Raw genomic sequence first — 15,779 nt, 5'->3', positions numbered from 1 at the left:
CCATGCCGCAAACGTCGCGCCGTGCATTCTTGCAAGCTGCCGCAGCCCTTGGTCTATCTGTGACGCCGATGTCCGCTCTGGCCGGTCTCCTTGACCGGATCTTCAGCCGGCGTGAGGCGAAACCGACCAGCCCCATCACATCGAACGAGGACTTCTACACCACATCCTATCGAAGCCCTCCCACGATCCGGATCAACGATTGGTCGCTGTCCGTGAACGGTCTTGTGGAACGGCCGATGGTTCTGGCCTATGATCAGTTCATGGCTAAGCCCTCCATAACCCAGGTCGTGACTCTCGAATGCGTCGGGAATACCGTTGCAGGCGAGTTTATCAGTACGGCCGAGTGGGCTGGAATTTCGTTGCGCTCGTTGCTGGAGGAATGCGGTGCCGGTGCACAGGCCTACGACATCGTGCTTCATGGGGCCGATGGATTCTCGGACAGTATCCGGTACGACCGGGCTATGGCCGGTGACGTCATGATCGCCCACAGCATGAACGGGGTGAGGCTGCCTCTGGGCCACGGCTTTCCCGCCCGCGCGATTGTTCCAGGCCACTATGGGATGAAAAGTGTGCAATGGCTGACGAAAATCGAGGTGGTGGCCCATGACTATAAAGGCTACTATCAACAGAAGGGATGGACCGAAGAGGCGGTCGTCAAGACGATGTCGCGCATCGATGTGCCCGGTCACGGATCAACCGTTCAAGGACTGCATCAGAAAATAGAAGGGCTCGCATTTGCCGGGGCGAGGGGGATCAGCCATGTTGAGATCAGTGCGGATGGAGGGGAGCGCTGGAACGTCGCCAACCTGACGCCATCCCTGTCTCCATACGCCTGGAGGTTCTGGAATTATGACTGGACCGTATCGGCGCCTGGTCGACATACGCTGATCGTTCGCGCAACGGATGGAACCGGTTCACTTCAGACGAGCGTGGAACAAGAACCGGCACCCGATGGCGCAACCGGCCTCCATGAAATCACCGTCACGGTGGAGCCGTAACGAAAGGTAGACGGCCGCCAAGAAAGAAGGCTTCGATGGTTTGGGTGTGGATCATTGTCCTCACGGGAATGGTTGAAGCCGGCTGCTCTTCGGTCCCCGAGCGATTTACTCCTCTCGACCCGGTCGACCCCGCTCAGATATCACATCAGTTGCTGAACGATGTGTTCCAGGCCTCTGTCACAGACGGCTCTGTGAACTATCCACAGATTCAGCTAGACGGGAGATTCGGGGCCTATATCACGATGCTCGATCGCGTGAATCCTTCCGCGCTTCCCAATGGCGATCGCCTTGCATTCTGGATCAACGGTTACAACGCTTGTGCGATTCAGGGCATTCTCCATGGATACAGCCCGAAGCCCTATATCGGGTGGTATCGCTTCTTCAAATCGCATACGTGTGGGATTGGAGGGGTGCGCCTGACTCTCAGCGACATCGAACATGCAATTCTGCGCAAGCAATTTCATGAGCCGCGCATCCATTTCGCCATCGTCTGTGCCTCGTCGTCCTGTCCCAAATTGCCATCATGGGCCTACAATCCAAGGCAGCTCGACGAGCAACTGGATCAAGCCGCACGAGCATTCGTCAACGACCCGACGAGGAACCGTTTCGATCGACAGCAGAAACTCGCCTACCTGTCGAAGATCTTCGATTGGTTCGAGGAGGATTTCACCGGGGATTCCGGTTCGGTCTTGCAATTTGTCGCACGTTACGTACATGACGCGGACCTCGCGCGCGAACTCACACCGGGCGCATACCGAATCGCCTATCTGGACTATGACTGGAGTCTCAATGGTCCAGCGCCGAAGGAGATGACCCATGCTCGTACACAGTGATGAACGGGTGCCGATCGCGAGGTTACTTTCGTTTCTTGAGCACGGAGAGCGTCTCGCACATGCCTGTGCAAAGGCTCAGGCCGCTTTAACGATGGACCCCGGTCATCGCCGATTTTTGCTCAGCCAGGCGCGCCAGGAAGCCGTACATGCGAGAGTCTTTCAGGGGGCCGTTGCGTGGCTGGTGCCCAGGTATCTCGGAGAGACACCCCTCCTTCCGGCCTTGGAGGAATATCGGAAATTGCTCGTTGACGCGCTGTCTCGGGAGGATCTGATCGAGAGCGTCCTGGCCGAACAGGTCATTCTGGAGGGGTTGGGTGAAGCCATCCTGACGCGTATCGAGGCCGGATTGATCAAGCGAGCCGCCCCCTTCGGTCGGTTGCGGCGCATACTACTGCATCAAGAGGAAGCCCATCATGGATTCGGCCGGCGGATGCTTGAGCGGGCCATAGTCGCCGGACAGACCGATGCGGCGGCTCTGAGGAGTCGGGCGCAACACTATTTCGAACTGACCGAACGGATGGTTCTTACTTTGAGCGATCTATTTGAATCGATTGCTGAGGATCCCGCAGCCTGGGCCGCCGATGTCGGCACGTTTTTGCCGCCGTGGCTCTCGCCAGAAAGTATGGGCGATCGGATTTAAGCCGAGGTGATCGTATGGTCTCGGTCATCGTGCCGGCCTACAACGAGGAGGCCGCCCTGCCGCACACCTTAGAGGCCCTGTTGCGGCAAGAGGGAGCCTACGAAGTGATTCTTGTCGACGGCGGCAGCAGCGATCGCACACGTACGATCGCAGAGTCCTTTGGATTCATCGACGCTGCCGGCCATGCCCATCATCCGTCGGAGTCGTCTCCCGCATCGGGTGGTCGAAGCGTTGAGAATCCTCTTCCCCATCGAATCCTCACGGCACCCAAAGGCCGCGCGTCACAGATGAATGCCGGGGCCGTCGCCGCTCGGGGTGAGTGGTTGCTCTTTCTCCATGCGGATACAGTGTTACCGCACGGCGCGATTCGACGATTGAATGCGATGCAGTCTGAATCAACCATTCAGGCCGGCGGTTTCATGCATCGGTTTTCCGGCAGTGACTGGCGGCTCAAGCTCATATCATTTCTCGACAATGTTCGTTGTCGGTGCAGTCGCGTCGTTTACGGCGATCAGGCCCTGTTCGTCCGTCGTACGTTGTTTGAACGAATGGGAGGCTTCCCCGATCAGCCGATTCTGGAAGATGTGGCTTTCTGCGAACGCCTTATCACTGTGACCCTCCCGGTCTTGCTCTCTCCTCCTGTCGTGACCGATGCCCGGAAGTTCGTGAAGATGGGCATCTGGCAAAGTTTCATCCGGGTTCTTCTCATCATCCTTCACGTCGAATTCCGCCTGCCGATCCTCCCCCGCGCATTCTTCCAGGATATTCGGTAGGGGCGACCCTCTTGAGAATGTGGTCCCTCCTCGGAGTGTCGATTCGTCGAAACTGCGCTACGTCTCCTGTGCTCACCGTCGGGCATAGGTCGGGACGAGAAGGAGGTGAATCGGTTTCAAGCACTTCTGCGAACTGTAATAATTACCTGCCTCTTACGTCTGTAGCAGTGACAGGGCCATCACGACTACATCAAGGAGGTTTCACATGAGGCACATCGCCGCTGACGTCGTCCTACCGCGCATAGAGGAACCGGGATCTTGCTGCGCCACGTCTCAATCCCGGCAGGATCGTCGGAAGCATCCGGTTCCGCAGGCGCATCACGAGCACCATGGCTCCCACGGAGCGACGCACAAGGACGTGTCCCTGAACCGGACGGCCTTCATGGCCACCGTCCATTGCCTGACAGGATGCACCATCGGAGAAATTCTCGGGATGGTGGTGGGGACTGCCCTTGGCTGGAGTAACTGGCCGACGGTGGCGTTGGCGGTGGTCTTGGCCTTTGCGTTTGGGTATGCCATGACGCTCCGGCCGCTTCGAAAGTCCGGACTGGCGTGGAGTAGCGCTCTTGGGCTGGCCTTCGCGTCCGATACCTTGTCGATGACGACGATGGAGGTGGTAGACAATGCCATCATGCTGGTGATCCCCGGTGCCATGGATGCCGGCCTCGGGACGGGGTTGTTCTGGGGCAGTCTGACGGTTTCGCTGATCGTGGCCGGTATCGCCGCATTCCCTGTGAACCGCTGGTTGATTGCGAAGGGCAAAGGGCATGCCCTGGTGCATGCGCATCACGGGTGCTGACGTGATCTGGACAAAGAGGACAGGCACAACGCTTGGGGCGATCGTGGCCACGGCCGCGGTCGCCTTGACCTTGGTCGCCTGCGGTCAGTTCGAGCAGCGAGACAAGCGCTTCTATTATCGCGCCTTCTGGAATTTCGCCCTCCGAGAGGATCTCAAGGAGCTCGATATCGAATTCAACGGAGTCGACTTCGGCCACTCCAATTTGTACGAACATCTCCTGCTGACAGGAGGCCACGATGTCCCCGCCATCGAGGACCGCGCGCGTCGGGAGACGCTCGACTTCATCGCGTCGCGGCCGGTCCTGAACCCGAATGAGGAGGCGATTGCGCCGAACTATATGAAGCTGGCCTGGAAGGCGCAGAATACCTTCGACGAAGCCCATGCGCTGCACCGGTCCACCTACGATATTTATGTGTCGGACGTCAAAGACAAGGAGAGCGCCATCCGCAAGGTGCTCGCGTTCTATCAGGACAGTGAGTATGCGATTACGGCGAAGCCACTGGACCATCACCGGTTGGACAGCCTGCCCTATTCGAAATCGTTCCGACGCAGGTTTCCGCTGTTCAATGCCACGATCTGGTCCTATCACTATCTGCAAGTGGCCGTGTACGACGCCTTGGCAGCCGCACCGACATTGGAGGCCAAACAGAAAGCGGTGGGGCCGATTCTGCGCACGTATCGCGGATACCTGGAGAAACCGCCCGTGGAATGGACCTTTATGCCGCTTACGGCGGAGTTGAGTCCGAAATTCGCCGCGCAGTACCCCGAGATCGCCCACATCTTCGATAACCTCCATATGCTCCACGACACCATCAGCGACATCCTGACCACCGACGTGTTTCCGACGTGGGAGGACAAGCGCGCGGAGATCTATCGGGTCGTGAGGGAATACTACTGGGCCAATGCGGATGCGACGAATCCCATGATCGTGCCGAAAGAAGTTCAGCCCCATGCTCCTGCTCCACAGCCGGCGGGGCCTGGCGGACATTCCGGGCACTGAGGGAGCCGTGAAAGTCAGGATCCTCGAAACGGTGACGGTGCTCCTGCTGATGCTGCCGCCCTTGGCCGCCGCGCTGGATCACGACAATCTCGACCCCAATCGGCCGATTGCCATCGAGGATGCCTATCCGGTACCCCACGGCGAGATCGGGGTGGAAGGAGGCGTGTTGTTCAATGACCGCAAGCAAGGCAACAGCCGCTGGGTGTTCCAACCTCAGATCCTTATCGGGGCCTTTGCCAATACTCAAATCGAGCTCAGCAGCAACCTGGCGACGGATCCCGCCACGGTCGTCGGAGACGATAGATCCGGAGATCTTTCGCTCGGCGTTCTGTACGAGTTGAATACGGAGACCGTCAACGTCCCCGCCTTTGCCGTACGCGCGGGAGTGGGATTTCCGACCGGCGTCAATTCGCAGGGCGTGGACACGGAACTGACCGGTGTCATGACCCGCTCGTTCGGTCGCTGGCGAACGCATCTCAACGTGGGGTACACGTTTCTCGGATCTCCTCAGGACAACGAACGCTCCGGGTGGTATCGCGTGGTCGCGGCGGTCAGTTACCCCTTGGGATATCCGACGAGTTTCCGGGACACCATCATTGCCAACGTCTTTACTCGCCAGTCCAACGTGGCCGGTCAGACCAATCCGACCGGGATTGGAATGGGTCTTCGGCACCAGGTCAGTTCCCGGGTCGTCCTCGACATGGGGTTGGGATCGGAGTTTGCGGGGCCACCGGATCGGTCGGTGTTCTTCAGCACGGTTGGGCTCTCGGTGGGGTTCTGATCCTCTTAACCCAGGATCATCTGGAGGCCGGAACAACAGGAGGAGATTCCATAGTCACCGAGAGGCTCCGGCGATATCGGCATGAAAGTTCGCGAGCGCTTCCGCCTCGTTCGCGGCGCTCGTATAGTAGCGGACAAACTGCTCACAGTGCTGGATGGCTTCTTCTTTCGTCACTTTGGGAGAAGGTCGATTCTGCATGGTCGCGTAGGCTTCCCCCATGACTCGCATCTCTTCAGCCCTGGCCCGCAGTCGAGCAGCCTCTGCGTGATACCAGTGCGCGAGCCCAACGTGATCCTGACGGCTGACCAATTCCTTTGGGGGAGCCGCCGCACAGCCGAATACAGACATGACCAAGAAAAGCCACAGTGAGGTATGACGTAACCAGGATGAGTTCGCGATATGTAGCGTCGATCGCATTCTCGCCCATGCTATTCAGCAACTAGAATGCCACATCCAAGGAGTAATCCGATTCTCCTTCGTGATGAACTCCGCGGTGTTGACTGCAAACCTGAGAGGTCCGGTTAGACGGTTGGGGCAAAAGAGGGCACGAGATACACATCCTGATGACGCGAAACACCTCACGGCATTTCACAAGGGGTTCATCACACAACAGTGTGTTAAATTTGTGCGGTGTTTGAGTGAATTGCTCTTCAAAACCTTTCTGTCTGCTTTGTTGAGTGCTTTTCGGTCTGGCGCCGACGTTGTAAGCTTCCGCAATGGTCGGCAGCCGAAGGAAACGTTCCGGCACGACGAACCCTTGACTGACTATTGGTGATCGACTACACGATCTCTATGAAACATACACGCACCAAGGAGCACCTCTCGGAGAAATCCGACGAGAACCGAGCAGGTCCGGAGAAACCGAGCCTCCAGCGGCCTGCCCCGATTCAGCACGTCGTCGGACCGTTCCAAGAATTTGTGCATGCGGAGTCCTCGGGAGGAATCCTCCTGTTGGCGGCCACCGCGGTGGCATTGATCTGGGCTAATTCTCCTTGGGCCAACACGTACCACGAAATCTGGCAAACCCCGATTAGTCTCGTCGTGGGACAGCATGTGCTGAGAGAAACAGCGTTGGAATGGATCAATGACGGCCTGATGGCGATGTTTTTTTTCGTGATCGGACTTGAGATCAAGAGGGAAATACTGGTGGGTGAATTGGCCTCCATTCGGCAGGCGGCGTTTCCGCTCGGGGCCGCCGTGGGGGGCACGATCGTGCCGGCCACCTTGTATTTGGCCTTCAACGCCGGTGCGCCGGGAGCGCCTGGATGGGGCATCCCCATGGCGACAGACATCGCATTTGCGTTAGGAGTTCTCGGGTTACTGGGCGCCCGTGTGCCGGTGTCACTCAAGGTGTTCTTGGCAGCCTTGGCTATCGGCGACGACCTGATGGCCGTCGTGGTCATCGCCATATTCTATACCACGACGATTTCTTGGCTCAGCCTCGGTGTCGGGGCTTTCTTTCTGATCCTTCTCATCGGCGCCAATGTTCTCGGGATCCGGCACGTGCTGGTCTATTGCCTCTTGGGTATCGGGGGGCTGTGGCTGGCCTTTCTCCTGTCGGGGGTACACGCCACGATCGCCGGCGTCTTAGCCGCGATGACCATCCCGGCTCGCCCGAAGCTCAGCCGAGGCGAATTCCTGGCGCGCGGTCTGGCGCTCTTGCGGCGCTTTGAACAAGTGACCGTCCCCGACAGTTCGCCTCTGGCGAATCAAGAGCAGCATGAAGTGGCGCATCGGTTGGAGACGGCAGTCAAAAATGTGGCGACGCCACTGCAGCGTCTGGAGCAGGCGCTGCATCCCTGGGTCACCGTCGTCGTGATGCCCATCTTTGCACTGGCCAATGCAGGCGTCACATTAGATGCCGGGTTTGCCGCGACGCTGGTCAATCCGGTCGCATTCGGTGTGCTCATCGGTTTGCTGATCGGCAAACCAGCCGGAGTGTTACTCGGAGCAGGGGCCGTGATCCTCTCGGGAACGGCAAGAATGCCGGAGAGCGTCACATGGGTGCATCTGATCGGCGTCGGATTTCTCGCCGGTATCGGGTTTACCATGTCGCTCTTCATTACCGATTTGGCATTCGGACAGGCTGAGGCGGCCACTTCAGCCAAGATCGGTATCTTGTTGGGATCGGCCTCGGCTGGCTTGATCGGGTGGGCTGTTCTTCGACGAGTTCGACTGTCTCATTGAGGATCGAGGAAGGGCTCATGAAGGGGCAACTGCTTCGGCATCGACAGGCGGCTTTTCATCTGCATTTTGATGGCAGAGCGGCCTTTCCACCGACCGAAATGCCGGAAAGAATTGGCCGGATTATTCGGAGAGGATAGCATAGGTCACGAGCATGAAGCGGAGAACCTGTTCAGTCGTCGTGATGGTAACGGCCTTGGCGGCTGGGTGGCCCGTTCCTTCTCAGGCCGATGTCGTGGCGCGCGTCATCAGCGTTGTGGAAGGCGACCGATTGACCATCCGACAGGGGGGACGAACGAACACGATCTCGATCAAGGACATCGATTGCCCTGAACTGACGCAGCCCTACGGCAAGCAGGCCAAGCGAGTCACCACCGCCTATGTTGGAAACCGCGATGTCGTCATTCGTGGGCTCGCGACGGACAAACAAGGGCGCTTGTCCGCCGAGGTTCTGCTGCAGGACGGCCGAAGTCTCGGACGCGAGCTGCTCAAAGAAGGGATGGCGTGGTGGAAACGATCGGCCTCCGCCGACCAGCGCCTCGAACTGCTCGAAGAGCTGGCGCGGGCCGGTGGCAAAGGTTTGTGGTCCGACCCGAAGCCGGTCCCGCCATGGGAATGGAAGCAGCAGGCGAAAGCCAAACGGTAGCCCATCAGACTTGCCCCTCCCGTTGCGACTCTGCCTCCTCTGCTTCGGCCACGACAACCCATCGCAACGGCCCTCCCGGTATCGGCGTATCGAACGGATAGCAGGTCACCAAGACCAGAGTCGAGCGATCGGTCGTGAGCGCAATGCCGTCCGTTCGACTGTCGGCGATCCGCCGTTGCGTCACACGATAGGAGCGGCTGTGACCGTCAATCGTGTGAATCGTGATCAGCTCGCCCGGTCGGAGTTGTTTCAAGAATGCAAAGTGGGTATCCCGATGTCCCGTCAGAATGGTGGTGCCTGCTGAACCGGGAGACGCACTGGATTCCACGTAGCCTGGTCCGAACGCGAGGGTGCGCCCGTAGGCGCCGTGCAATACGATCAGGTCTCGCTGTTCAGATGGAACGGTGAGCCGCGCGACCGGCCAGGTATCGGCCCAGGGCCAGGGCCGCACCGCTTCCTTTCCGGCCAGGCTGCGAGACCAGGCTCGCTGCAGCAGATGCTGCGCAAGCCCGGCCTTCGCATAGACCCAGATTCCTTGTCCCACCTGCCACGATCCGGCCACGACCAAACAGCCGATCAAGACCGCAGTCCATCCACCAAGCTGGTGATGCCGACTCAGCCGGCCTGTCGCCACAAACGTCCTATGAACCATGCCAGTGCGAACAATGCAATTCCGATGAGGATCTGCATCTGGCCGGGCGTCGCGGTTCGCGGCAATCCGAAGATTGCCTGATAGTCTTGTCCGTCAGGCAGGTTGACCTTCATGGGATGAGTGGCGAGCGTCTTGTCCGTCGGACGAACCGGCTCGTGGTCCACCGCAACCAAGCTCGTGTACTTGCTGACCAGGTGGTGGGCCAGCGCCACGTCGACGGCGGCTTGCCGGATAGCCGGATCTTCCAGGCCCTGCCGCTGTCGGTCCATGATGGAGTCGATCTTGCGGCGTGCCCAATGGATGGAGAGTCCTTCGCGCGCGGGGGCGTCTGTCAGCGTAAGCGAGGCGGTCCACTGACTCGTTCCGGTCGAGCCTCGAACGGTCAAGAGAGCCGGCAAGCGCTTGCTCTTTAGCGCCAGGACAACCGGTTCGCCTTCGTAGAGATCGGGGATGCGCGGCGGGAACAGTTCATCCGCTGGGTCCAGCCCATCCACCCTGACGTCCGTCAGCACCGGCCGTTCCAGCTTTCTGAGCATGTTGTCCATCTGTGCCTTCACGTCGTTCGTACTACCGACATAGGTAAAGGTGCCTCGTCCGAATTCCGCAGCCTTCCGCATGAAGTGGCTGTTCGGTGCCGAGCCGATACCGATGGTGAACAGCCGGCTTGTACCGAGCTGTTCCTGAATGACGCCGAAGAGTTCGTCTTCATTGCCGACTTGGCCGTCGGTGAGGAAGATGACCTGACGCACATGGGTGGCGGGCGCGGTGCCCTTGAGGGCGGTCTTCAGCGCCGGCAGAATCTCCGTGCCTCCGTCGGCATGGAGCCGTTCGACATAGTGAACGGCTTTGCGGACCGTTGCCACGGTGACGGCCTGGGCCTCCGAGAACAGGACGCGGGTGACGCTGTTGAATTGGATGACGTTGAAGCGGTCCTGAGACGTCAGTCGGCTCAAGGCCGTCAGCAGTGCGGCCTTGGCCTGGTCGATGGACGTACCGGCCATGGAACCGGACGTATCGATCACGAAAATTGCCTCGCGAGGTTGGCGAGGTTGAATGGACTGCGACTGGTCCGATCCGACCGGCGGCGTGAGCATGAGGAGGGCGTACGATGCCTCGCCCTCATGTTGGGTGTAGGCCGTCGCGATCGGAGTGCTGTCTATGGCGGCTTTCCACCTCAGCACAAAATCACGATCAGCTGGGACTCGTTCTGTCCGCAAGCTGATCTGGCGTCGCCCGTCCGGCTCTGCCACGACGAGGATCGGGTGGGAAGGAGAATCGATCTGAGCCGGAGGAAATCCGGGGGCCAAATCGATGGATAGGGTGACGGGATTGATCGGGCCGCGGACCGGATGCTGCACCGGCGGCGTGATGCGAGAGGCATCCGTCACTCCATCCGTATCGAGCGACCAACCGGTTCCAGGCGACTGATCCTCAATGACCACCGGGGTGCCGGGGATATATCGTGGTCCGACGACCATCGGGAAGCGGATCGAGTAGGTGCCCTGATCGTACCGGACCGTCTCCTGATATTCGATCTCGACCGTGATCCGATCGCCAGGAGCGATGTTCGCCACGGAGGTCGTGAAGATGTTCGGTCGTTCCTGTTCGACCAGGCTCGCCCGCCGGCCTTCCCGTTTGGACTGTTCGTAGACCTTCTTGGCTTCCATTCGTTCCTTGATCTGTCCCTCGATCGTGCGCTCTCCGACCGTCATGCGCATGTGGTCCACTGCGGCGGTCTCCGGCAACGGGAAGACATAGATACCCTCGGCCCAGTCGTCTTTGCCTCGACTTGGATTGACGAACTCCTGCTTGAGCCTTGCGCGGACGATCGTGCCGGTGACGGTGATCCGGACGTCGGTGTGAAGAATGGGCGCGGGGAGGTAACGGCCCGATTGAGCCGTCTTGAAGAGCAGGCTGCCTTGGGTGACGTCCTTCAGACCGATGAGGTTTGGAACAGCGTCTGGAGAGCTTAGTGTTTCTCCGCAGGCGAGAGGTGTCGGGAGGCCTCCGAACAGCAGCACCAATGTCGTCAGCAGGCATGTCACCAATAGCCGTGTCGTGGATCTGAAGGTTGATGTGCGTGCGAGCGCGTTGTGCGTCATGCGGTCCTCGTGTCTTCGGATGTGAACAGCGCAGTGCAGGTGTTCCTGCATGAGGCGCAGGCCTCATGCAGGAACGGCATCCGGCAGAGTCGTCAGCTTCCCGAAGCCGGTTCGCCGGAAGCCGATTCGATGGACGTGGTGTTTGGATCGGCCGGTTGTGCGGCGTCGACGGAAGGAATGAGCATCTCGCCCAGGGACCCTTGCTCGTCGGATGATTGGTTCTGATCTGCCGACGCTTGCGTCGCCTCGGTGGAGTCGGGCGTGGTCGTGACGATCGGCGGGACCATATGTTCCTGTCCGATCGTCCGGATCTCCAGATGGACGCGGCGGTTCATCTGCCGGCAGACATCGCTGTTGTCGATGCAGAGCACGCCTTCTTTGCCCAGGCTCACCGTCTTGATTTGATGCTCCGCTACGCCGGCGCTCATCAATTCAGTTTTCACCGATTCGGCCCGCTTCATGCCGAGCGCCAGGTTGTAGCCGGCCGATCCCTGCCGGTCGGTGTAGCCCTGCACGAGGACGCCGAGGTCGCCGTCGTTCTTGAGCAGGACCGCCTGTTGCTGGATGATCGACCTGGCTTCGTCGGTCAATCCCTTACGGCCCACCTCGAAGAAGAGGTCTCGGTGGATGATGTCCGGGACGGAGGGTGTCTGTAGAGATCCCTGAGTCTGGGTCACAGGAAGCGAGACAGGCATGGCCGCCGGTTGCGTCGTATTCTTCAACGCCTCGCTGACCTCGGTTTCGGTCAAGCGATCGGGAACGGTGGCGGTCGTCTGTTCGATCGAACTGTAGTACCAGAACCCGCCGATGATGACAGCCAGGCTCACGATGAGCCCCGAGAAGAGGAGTACCTCGTGATCCTTTTTAGGTCCGGAAATGGCCGGCGCGATGGGGCCGGATGTGACTGGTGACGGACTTTTCTGCATGGCTCAACCCTCCCTTGTCATTTGGATAAGATGGACAAATTCACAACTCATCATTCAAAACTCACAATTGAGCTCTCACTCAGGTCGCATCACCTCCTTTCCAGCCGTCTGTTGCATGCGTGTCGATGCCAAGCCGGTTGAGCAACGGAGGTGCCGGTCAGTCAGCGAGATAAAAGTGAAGAACAGTCGAATGAAGTTAATGGGTTATGGGCGAGATGGACGGGATCGGTTCATGCGGGGAAGGGGAGACCAGCAGGCCATGCGGGGATAGCCCCGCATGCGTCTTATGTTTCGGAGCGGGTCCTGTCGTAGATCATCGCTCGGTTTGGCCGCCTCACCATCCGGGCTGCGCGCACAGGCGTGCGCTCTTTATTCATCGCGCCGTGCGCCCTCTTACCCCGCCCGGTGTAGGGACCCCGCTGCGGGCGAGTGATGGTCGACGCCACCTGCAGAGGACTACCTCAGCCAGCGCGCGTAGTGAAGTTTCAACCAGCCTCCCGCTGCCAGCAAGCATGGAAGTGTTCGATAGCCAGACTCAGCGGCCAGCACGGCGCACCTTTAGGTAGGAGGGGGAACTAGCAAGCTTGGAGAGAGCTACTTATAGGCTGCAGCCTTAGGGGAGTCGGTTTGAACATCCTGTCGATCCTGAGCTGAGCAGCGAATACCTATTGGCTTTCTAGAGTTGCCAGAAGAGTTCTTGGAGAGTATCTTGCGACATTGCAAGTCAAGCGCGACTACTGGTTAAGGAAGTGGAGATATGCCTATCGTTGATTCAACCAACGCCAATGATAACTGGTTTGAAATTCTGGCGCTGTGGAGTCGCATTGCCAATTGGATTCACTACCGAACGTCCGAGCGAGAGCTCAATCGACAGATCAAATGCTTTCTCATATTTCTGTGGAATGAGAAAGATTGGCTGAAAGAGCAATATCCTGAAAAGTCTCATGAGATCGAATCGTGCATCAACAACTCCAAATACATGGGTGTTGTGGGTAATCTTGCAAACACAGTGAAGCATCGGCGGCTCACTAAGGGATCGCGCTCGCCGGTTACTCAAACAGATTACTACGGTCGAATCACTGTTAAGGATGGTGTCACGCGACGCTTACACCACATCAATATCGGCGACGCAAAATATGTGGAGATAATGCGCGTGCTCCGTATTGCGTTACAGGACTTTGAGAAACTCAGACGTGCTCTGCGATGAATCTGCCTGAAAAGGGCTTTGCTTTTCCGCCTACTCCTAGAGATCATCTGCTCCAGATGGTTCTATCAGGAACGAGGAGACGATCATGCAACGGTTATTGATCTTCGGTGTATTTACGGCAGTGTTGTTCCTGGTGTCGCGAGCTCAAGCAGAGTTAGATGGCAATGGGTGGATGCAGCAGTCGGAAGAATTCAAGCGCGGATATGCTGCAGGCCATCTCGATACGCTTACAGTCCTAGGAACGTCTCTACTTTCAGGTGGCACTCTTTCTGCGGAAAGGGCGCGTACCTTAGATGTAATCGGTTCAATGACACGTCATGTGGCCTTGTGCGTTCGAAACAAGAGCGTCACCTCAGATCAGCTTAAGACAATGACGGATAAGTATCTTCACGATCATCCCACTAAAGCAAAGTCTCTCATGTTCATCACAGCCGGAAGCGCACTAGGCCAAACTTGTCCGCCCTAATACTCGAAGCGAGAAAAGAGTCAGAAATCGTTTATCGGATCAACCTGTAGCCTGTTTGGACAGGTCGGCTCTCAGCGATGAGAAACAATTGATCGGAACAAAAGCAACTTTAAGGGGTCGGACCCTGTTCCTGTGGCTTGGTGTCGAATTCCTGCGGCCTTCCTCGCACATCACGCAGCCCACAGCCCGCTATCCGATATGCTGTGCTCTCCAGACTTCCTTGACGGCGATCTCATATTGAGATAGCATGGCCTCGTGCACATTATCACGCGTCGACGACTGGTGGACTTTTGGAGCATCCATCCGGAAGCCCGCGCGCCATTGCAACATTGGTACGCGATTATCCGCAAGACCGACTACGCTTCCTTCGCTGCCCTGCGGACCACGTTTCCATCAGCGGACCAGATTGATCTGTTCACCGTTTTTAATGTCGGCGGCAACAAGTTCCGGCTTATCGCAGCGATTCACTATAACCGGAAGAAAGTCTACATCCGGCATGTGCTGACGCATGCAGAGTATGATCGAGGTCGCTGGAGGAGCTAACCGATGCTTGCCAAATATATCCGTGAAGCGAATGCCGACTACCGCCGCCTCCGTCTGCACATCCCCATCGGGCCATTGCGAACAGAGACGGAATATCATCGAGCGGTCGCCGCTCTCGACGAGATCGTGGACGAAATCGGCGAACAAGAGCGACACCCTCTCGCCGATCTGGGTGAAACTCTGGCGCTTGCCATCGCAGCCTACGAAGAGGTCCATGTACTGGTCCAGGACACCTCCGGTCCTGCGGTCCTCCGCACCCTCATGGACGAGCATGGCTTGTCGCAGTCGAATCTTCCAGAAATCGGCAGTCAGGGCGTCGTCTCGGAAGTCCTCTCAGGCAAGCGTGACTTGAATGTCCGACAAATAGCCAGACTTGCTGCGAGATTCGGGGTGTCACCAGCAGTGTTTTTGCCGGCTTCCATCCGCGCAGGCCGTCGGTCGCAAGAAAGGGGTCGTCCTCGCACTGGAAGAAAAAGTAGAGCGACTCAGAGGAACGCCAGGCTGGCGTAGGTGACCGCGAAAAGTGGGAGAAGATTTAAGGGGTCGGCCCCGGTTCCTTTGACGCTTTATATCAGGCGGCTGTGCCGATGAGGCTTGCCAGCGGAATGCGCAGTTTCCGGTGCAACCGACGGATCATTGCTAGAGACAAGTTACGCTTCTTGGTCAGGATTTCTGAAACACGTCCGCGCTAGCCGAGCAAGGCTTCCAAATCTTTGCGCGGCATGCCGAGTTGATCCATCCGAAACTTGATGGCCCTGATGGGGTCGGATGGGCAGATGGCATAGTGTTTCGCTTCATAAGCTTCGACCAGGGTCGTCAAGACGTCCAGCTTGTCTCCAGCTTTGTTTCCGAGCTGTGCATTCGGGAGTTGCTCGATGCGTCGCAAGGCTCGGTTGTGATCTCGCGCTGTTTTAATCCGTAATAACAACCACGGCCAAGCTGATGACTCTTACAGTCGCAGCTTTGCACCCGTGGAGTCGAACATGGGGGTGACCCGCGTTTGTCCAAGGTAACTGTTCCGGGAAGTGGATCTGGGACAGCATCTGACCAGAATACCTGACACTTCTGGAGGCTCCACAAGAGGATCGATCTGGACCAGAAATTACGTCCTTTGCGCCAACGGCGTCTTCTTTGGCAGTTCCTCAGGTGTTTTGGACAGCATCTCCGCCTCCAGGAAATCTCGATTCACGGAGAATGGGCCACCCGGTATGTCAATGCGTGGGCGGCGA

18 protein-coding genes are annotated in these 15,779 nt (G+C 58.3%); 13 read left to right on the top strand and 5 right to left on the bottom strand.

Translation table 11 applies throughout. From position 1 onward, the window contains the following. The first annotated feature begins 2 nt into the window (after window positions 1-2). From P0111_14050 to P0111_14020, 7 genes are all read left to right on the top strand, one after another. A complete protein-coding gene (locus tag P0111_14050; protein MDF0645148.1) occupies window positions 3-998 on the top strand; it encodes a molybdopterin-dependent oxidoreductase in 996 nt (331 codons plus the stop codon). Window positions 999-1,033: 35 nt separating this feature from the next. After that, window positions 1,034-1,831 carry a DUF547 domain-containing protein gene (locus P0111_14045; GenBank protein ID MDF0645147.1) on the top strand — a complete coding sequence of 266 codons (798 nt, stop codon included), beginning with the start codon at window positions 1,034-1,036 and terminating at the stop codon, window positions 1,829-1,831. Next, entirely contained in the window at window positions 1,815-2,471 is a 657-nt protein-coding gene (locus P0111_14040; GenBank protein MDF0645146.1) for a hypothetical protein, read from the top strand. Before P0111_14045 ends, P0111_14040 begins: the two co-directional genes overlap by 17 nt. Window positions 2,472-2,485: 14 nt before the next feature. Beyond that, a complete protein-coding gene (locus P0111_14035; protein MDF0645145.1) occupies window positions 2,486-3,244 on the top strand; it encodes a TIGR04283 family arsenosugar biosynthesis glycosyltransferase in 759 nt (252 codons plus the stop codon). Between the two features lie 205 nt (window positions 3,245-3,449). Next, entirely contained in the window at window positions 3,450-4,043 is a 594-nt protein-coding gene (locus P0111_14030; GenBank protein MDF0645144.1) for a DUF4396 domain-containing protein, read from the top strand. After that, window positions 4,012-5,043 (top strand): hypothetical protein, encoded by a 1,032-nt coding sequence (locus P0111_14025; protein MDF0645143.1) that lies wholly within the window; start codon window positions 4,012-4,014, stop codon window positions 5,041-5,043. The genes P0111_14030 and P0111_14025 overlap by 32 nt, the downstream gene beginning before the upstream one ends. After that, on the top strand, window positions 4,994-5,824 hold the full coding sequence (locus P0111_14020; protein ID MDF0645142.1) for a transporter: 831 nt from the start codon (window positions 4,994-4,996) through the stop codon (window positions 5,822-5,824). Before P0111_14025 ends, P0111_14020 begins: the two co-directional genes overlap by 50 nt. 54 nt (window positions 5,825-5,878) lie before the next feature. On the opposite strand, the gene P0111_14015 is transcribed toward P0111_14020, so the two are convergent. Continuing rightward, a complete protein-coding gene (locus P0111_14015; protein ID MDF0645141.1) occupies window positions 5,879-6,172 on the bottom strand; it encodes a hypothetical protein in 294 nt (97 codons plus the stop codon). 444 nt (window positions 6,173-6,616) lie between these two features. Here P0111_14015 and nhaA point away from each other — a divergent pair, with 444 nt between their 5' ends. Beyond that, entirely contained in the window at window positions 6,617-8,011 is a 1,395-nt protein-coding gene (gene nhaA / locus P0111_14010) for a Na+/H+ antiporter NhaA (GenBank protein MDF0645140.1), read from the top strand. Window positions 8,012-8,162: 151 nt separating this feature from the next. Beyond that, the gene (locus P0111_14005; GenBank protein ID MDF0645139.1) at window positions 8,163-8,654 is read left to right on the top strand and encodes a thermonuclease family protein; all 492 of its coding nucleotides are present in this window, start codon (window positions 8,163-8,165) and stop codon (window positions 8,652-8,654) included. A gap of 4 nt (window positions 8,655-8,658) precedes the next feature. Here P0111_14005 and P0111_14000 read toward each other — a convergent pair whose 3' ends face one another. The 3 genes from P0111_14000 to P0111_13990 form a co-directional block, all read right to left on the bottom strand. After that, the gene (locus P0111_14000) at window positions 8,659-9,306 is read right to left on the bottom strand and encodes a class GN sortase (protein ID MDF0645138.1); all 648 of its coding nucleotides are present in this window, start codon (window positions 9,304-9,306) and stop codon (window positions 8,659-8,661) included. Beyond that, window positions 9,270-11,408, bottom strand: coding sequence for a marine proteobacterial sortase target protein (locus tag P0111_13995; GenBank protein ID MDF0645137.1), 2,139 nt, complete (start codon window positions 11,406-11,408; stop codon window positions 9,270-9,272). Before P0111_13995 ends, P0111_14000 begins: the two co-directional genes overlap by 37 nt. A gap of 92 nt (window positions 11,409-11,500) precedes the next feature. After that, a complete protein-coding gene (locus P0111_13990) occupies window positions 11,501-12,334 on the bottom strand; it encodes an OmpA family protein (protein ID MDF0645136.1) in 834 nt (277 codons plus the stop codon). A 757-nt stretch (window positions 12,335-13,091) separates the two neighbouring features. On the opposite strand from P0111_13990, the gene P0111_13985 reads away from it, so the two are divergent. From P0111_13985 to P0111_13970, 4 genes are all read left to right on the top strand, one after another. Then, window positions 13,092-13,541 (top strand): hypothetical protein, encoded by a 450-nt coding sequence (locus P0111_13985; GenBank protein ID MDF0645135.1) that lies wholly within the window; start codon window positions 13,092-13,094, stop codon window positions 13,539-13,541. An 85-nt stretch (window positions 13,542-13,626) separates the two neighbouring features. Next, on the top strand, window positions 13,627-14,007 hold the full coding sequence (locus tag P0111_13980) for a hypothetical protein (protein ID MDF0645134.1): 381 nt from the start codon (window positions 13,627-13,629) through the stop codon (window positions 14,005-14,007). 282 nt (window positions 14,008-14,289) lie between these two features. After that, window positions 14,290-14,550 carry a type II toxin-antitoxin system HigB family toxin gene (locus tag P0111_13975; GenBank protein ID MDF0645133.1) on the top strand — a complete coding sequence of 87 codons (261 nt, stop codon included), beginning with the start codon at window positions 14,290-14,292 and terminating at the stop codon, window positions 14,548-14,550. A 3-nt stretch (window positions 14,551-14,553) separates the two neighbouring features. Next, window positions 14,554-15,060, top strand: a complete 507-nt coding sequence (locus P0111_13970; GenBank protein MDF0645132.1) for a hypothetical protein — start codon at window positions 14,554-14,556, stop codon at window positions 15,058-15,060. 178 nt (window positions 15,061-15,238) lie between these two features. Here the strand turns inward: P0111_13970 and P0111_13965 are convergent, their stop codons facing one another. Next, window positions 15,239-15,436: a hypothetical protein gene (locus tag P0111_13965; protein MDF0645131.1), complete on the bottom strand. Its 198-nt coding sequence runs from the start codon at window positions 15,434-15,436 to the stop codon at window positions 15,239-15,241. Window positions 15,437-15,779: the final 343 nt, after the last annotated feature.

The organism is Nitrospira sp., assembly GCA_029194535.1.
Taxonomy (GTDB): Bacteria; Nitrospirota; Nitrospiria; order Nitrospirales; family Nitrospiraceae; genus Nitrospira_C.
This window is presented reverse-complemented; position numbering and strand designations above follow the sequence as displayed.

Excerpts from the sequence above, each read along its gene's own strand:
- P0111_14050 (MDF0645148.1), top strand. The coding sequence starts at position 3 with ATGCCGCAAACGTCGCGCCGTGCATTCTTGCAAGCTGCCGCAGCCCTT.
- P0111_14045 (MDF0645147.1), top strand. The coding sequence starts at position 1,034 with ATGGTTTGGGTGTGGATCATTGTCCTCACGGGAATGGTTGAAGCCGGC.
- P0111_14040 (MDF0645146.1), top strand. The coding sequence starts at position 1,815 with ATGCTCGTACACAGTGATGAACGGGTGCCGATCGCGAGGTTACTTTCG.
- P0111_14035 (MDF0645145.1), top strand. The coding sequence starts at position 2,486 with ATGGTCTCGGTCATCGTGCCGGCCTACAACGAGGAGGCCGCCCTGCCG.
- P0111_14030 (MDF0645144.1), top strand. The coding sequence starts at position 3,450 with ATGAGGCACATCGCCGCTGACGTCGTCCTACCGCGCATAGAGGAACCG.
- P0111_14025 (MDF0645143.1), top strand. The coding sequence starts at position 4,012 with ATGCCCTGGTGCATGCGCATCACGGGTGCTGACGTGATCTGGACAAAG.
- P0111_14020 (MDF0645142.1), top strand. The coding sequence starts at position 4,994 with ATGCTCCTGCTCCACAGCCGGCGGGGCCTGGCGGACATTCCGGGCACT.
- P0111_14015 (MDF0645141.1), bottom strand. The coding sequence starts at position 6,172 with ATGTCTGTATTCGGCTGTGCGGCGGCTCCCCCAAAGGAATTGGTCAGC.
- nhaA (MDF0645140.1), top strand. The coding sequence starts at position 6,617 with ATGAAACATACACGCACCAAGGAGCACCTCTCGGAGAAATCCGACGAG.
- P0111_14005 (MDF0645139.1), top strand. The coding sequence starts at position 8,163 with ATGAAGCGGAGAACCTGTTCAGTCGTCGTGATGGTAACGGCCTTGGCG.
- P0111_14000 (MDF0645138.1), bottom strand. The coding sequence starts at position 9,306 with ATGGTTCATAGGACGTTTGTGGCGACAGGCCGGCTGAGTCGGCATCAC.
- P0111_13995 (MDF0645137.1), bottom strand. The coding sequence starts at position 11,408 with ATGACGCACAACGCGCTCGCACGCACATCAACCTTCAGATCCACGACA.
- P0111_13990 (MDF0645136.1), bottom strand. The coding sequence starts at position 12,334 with ATGCAGAAAAGTCCGTCACCAGTCACATCCGGCCCCATCGCGCCGGCC.
- P0111_13985 (MDF0645135.1), top strand. The coding sequence starts at position 13,092 with ATGCCTATCGTTGATTCAACCAACGCCAATGATAACTGGTTTGAAATT.
- P0111_13980 (MDF0645134.1), top strand. The coding sequence starts at position 13,627 with ATGCAACGGTTATTGATCTTCGGTGTATTTACGGCAGTGTTGTTCCTG.
- P0111_13970 (MDF0645132.1), top strand. The coding sequence starts at position 14,554 with ATGCTTGCCAAATATATCCGTGAAGCGAATGCCGACTACCGCCGCCTC.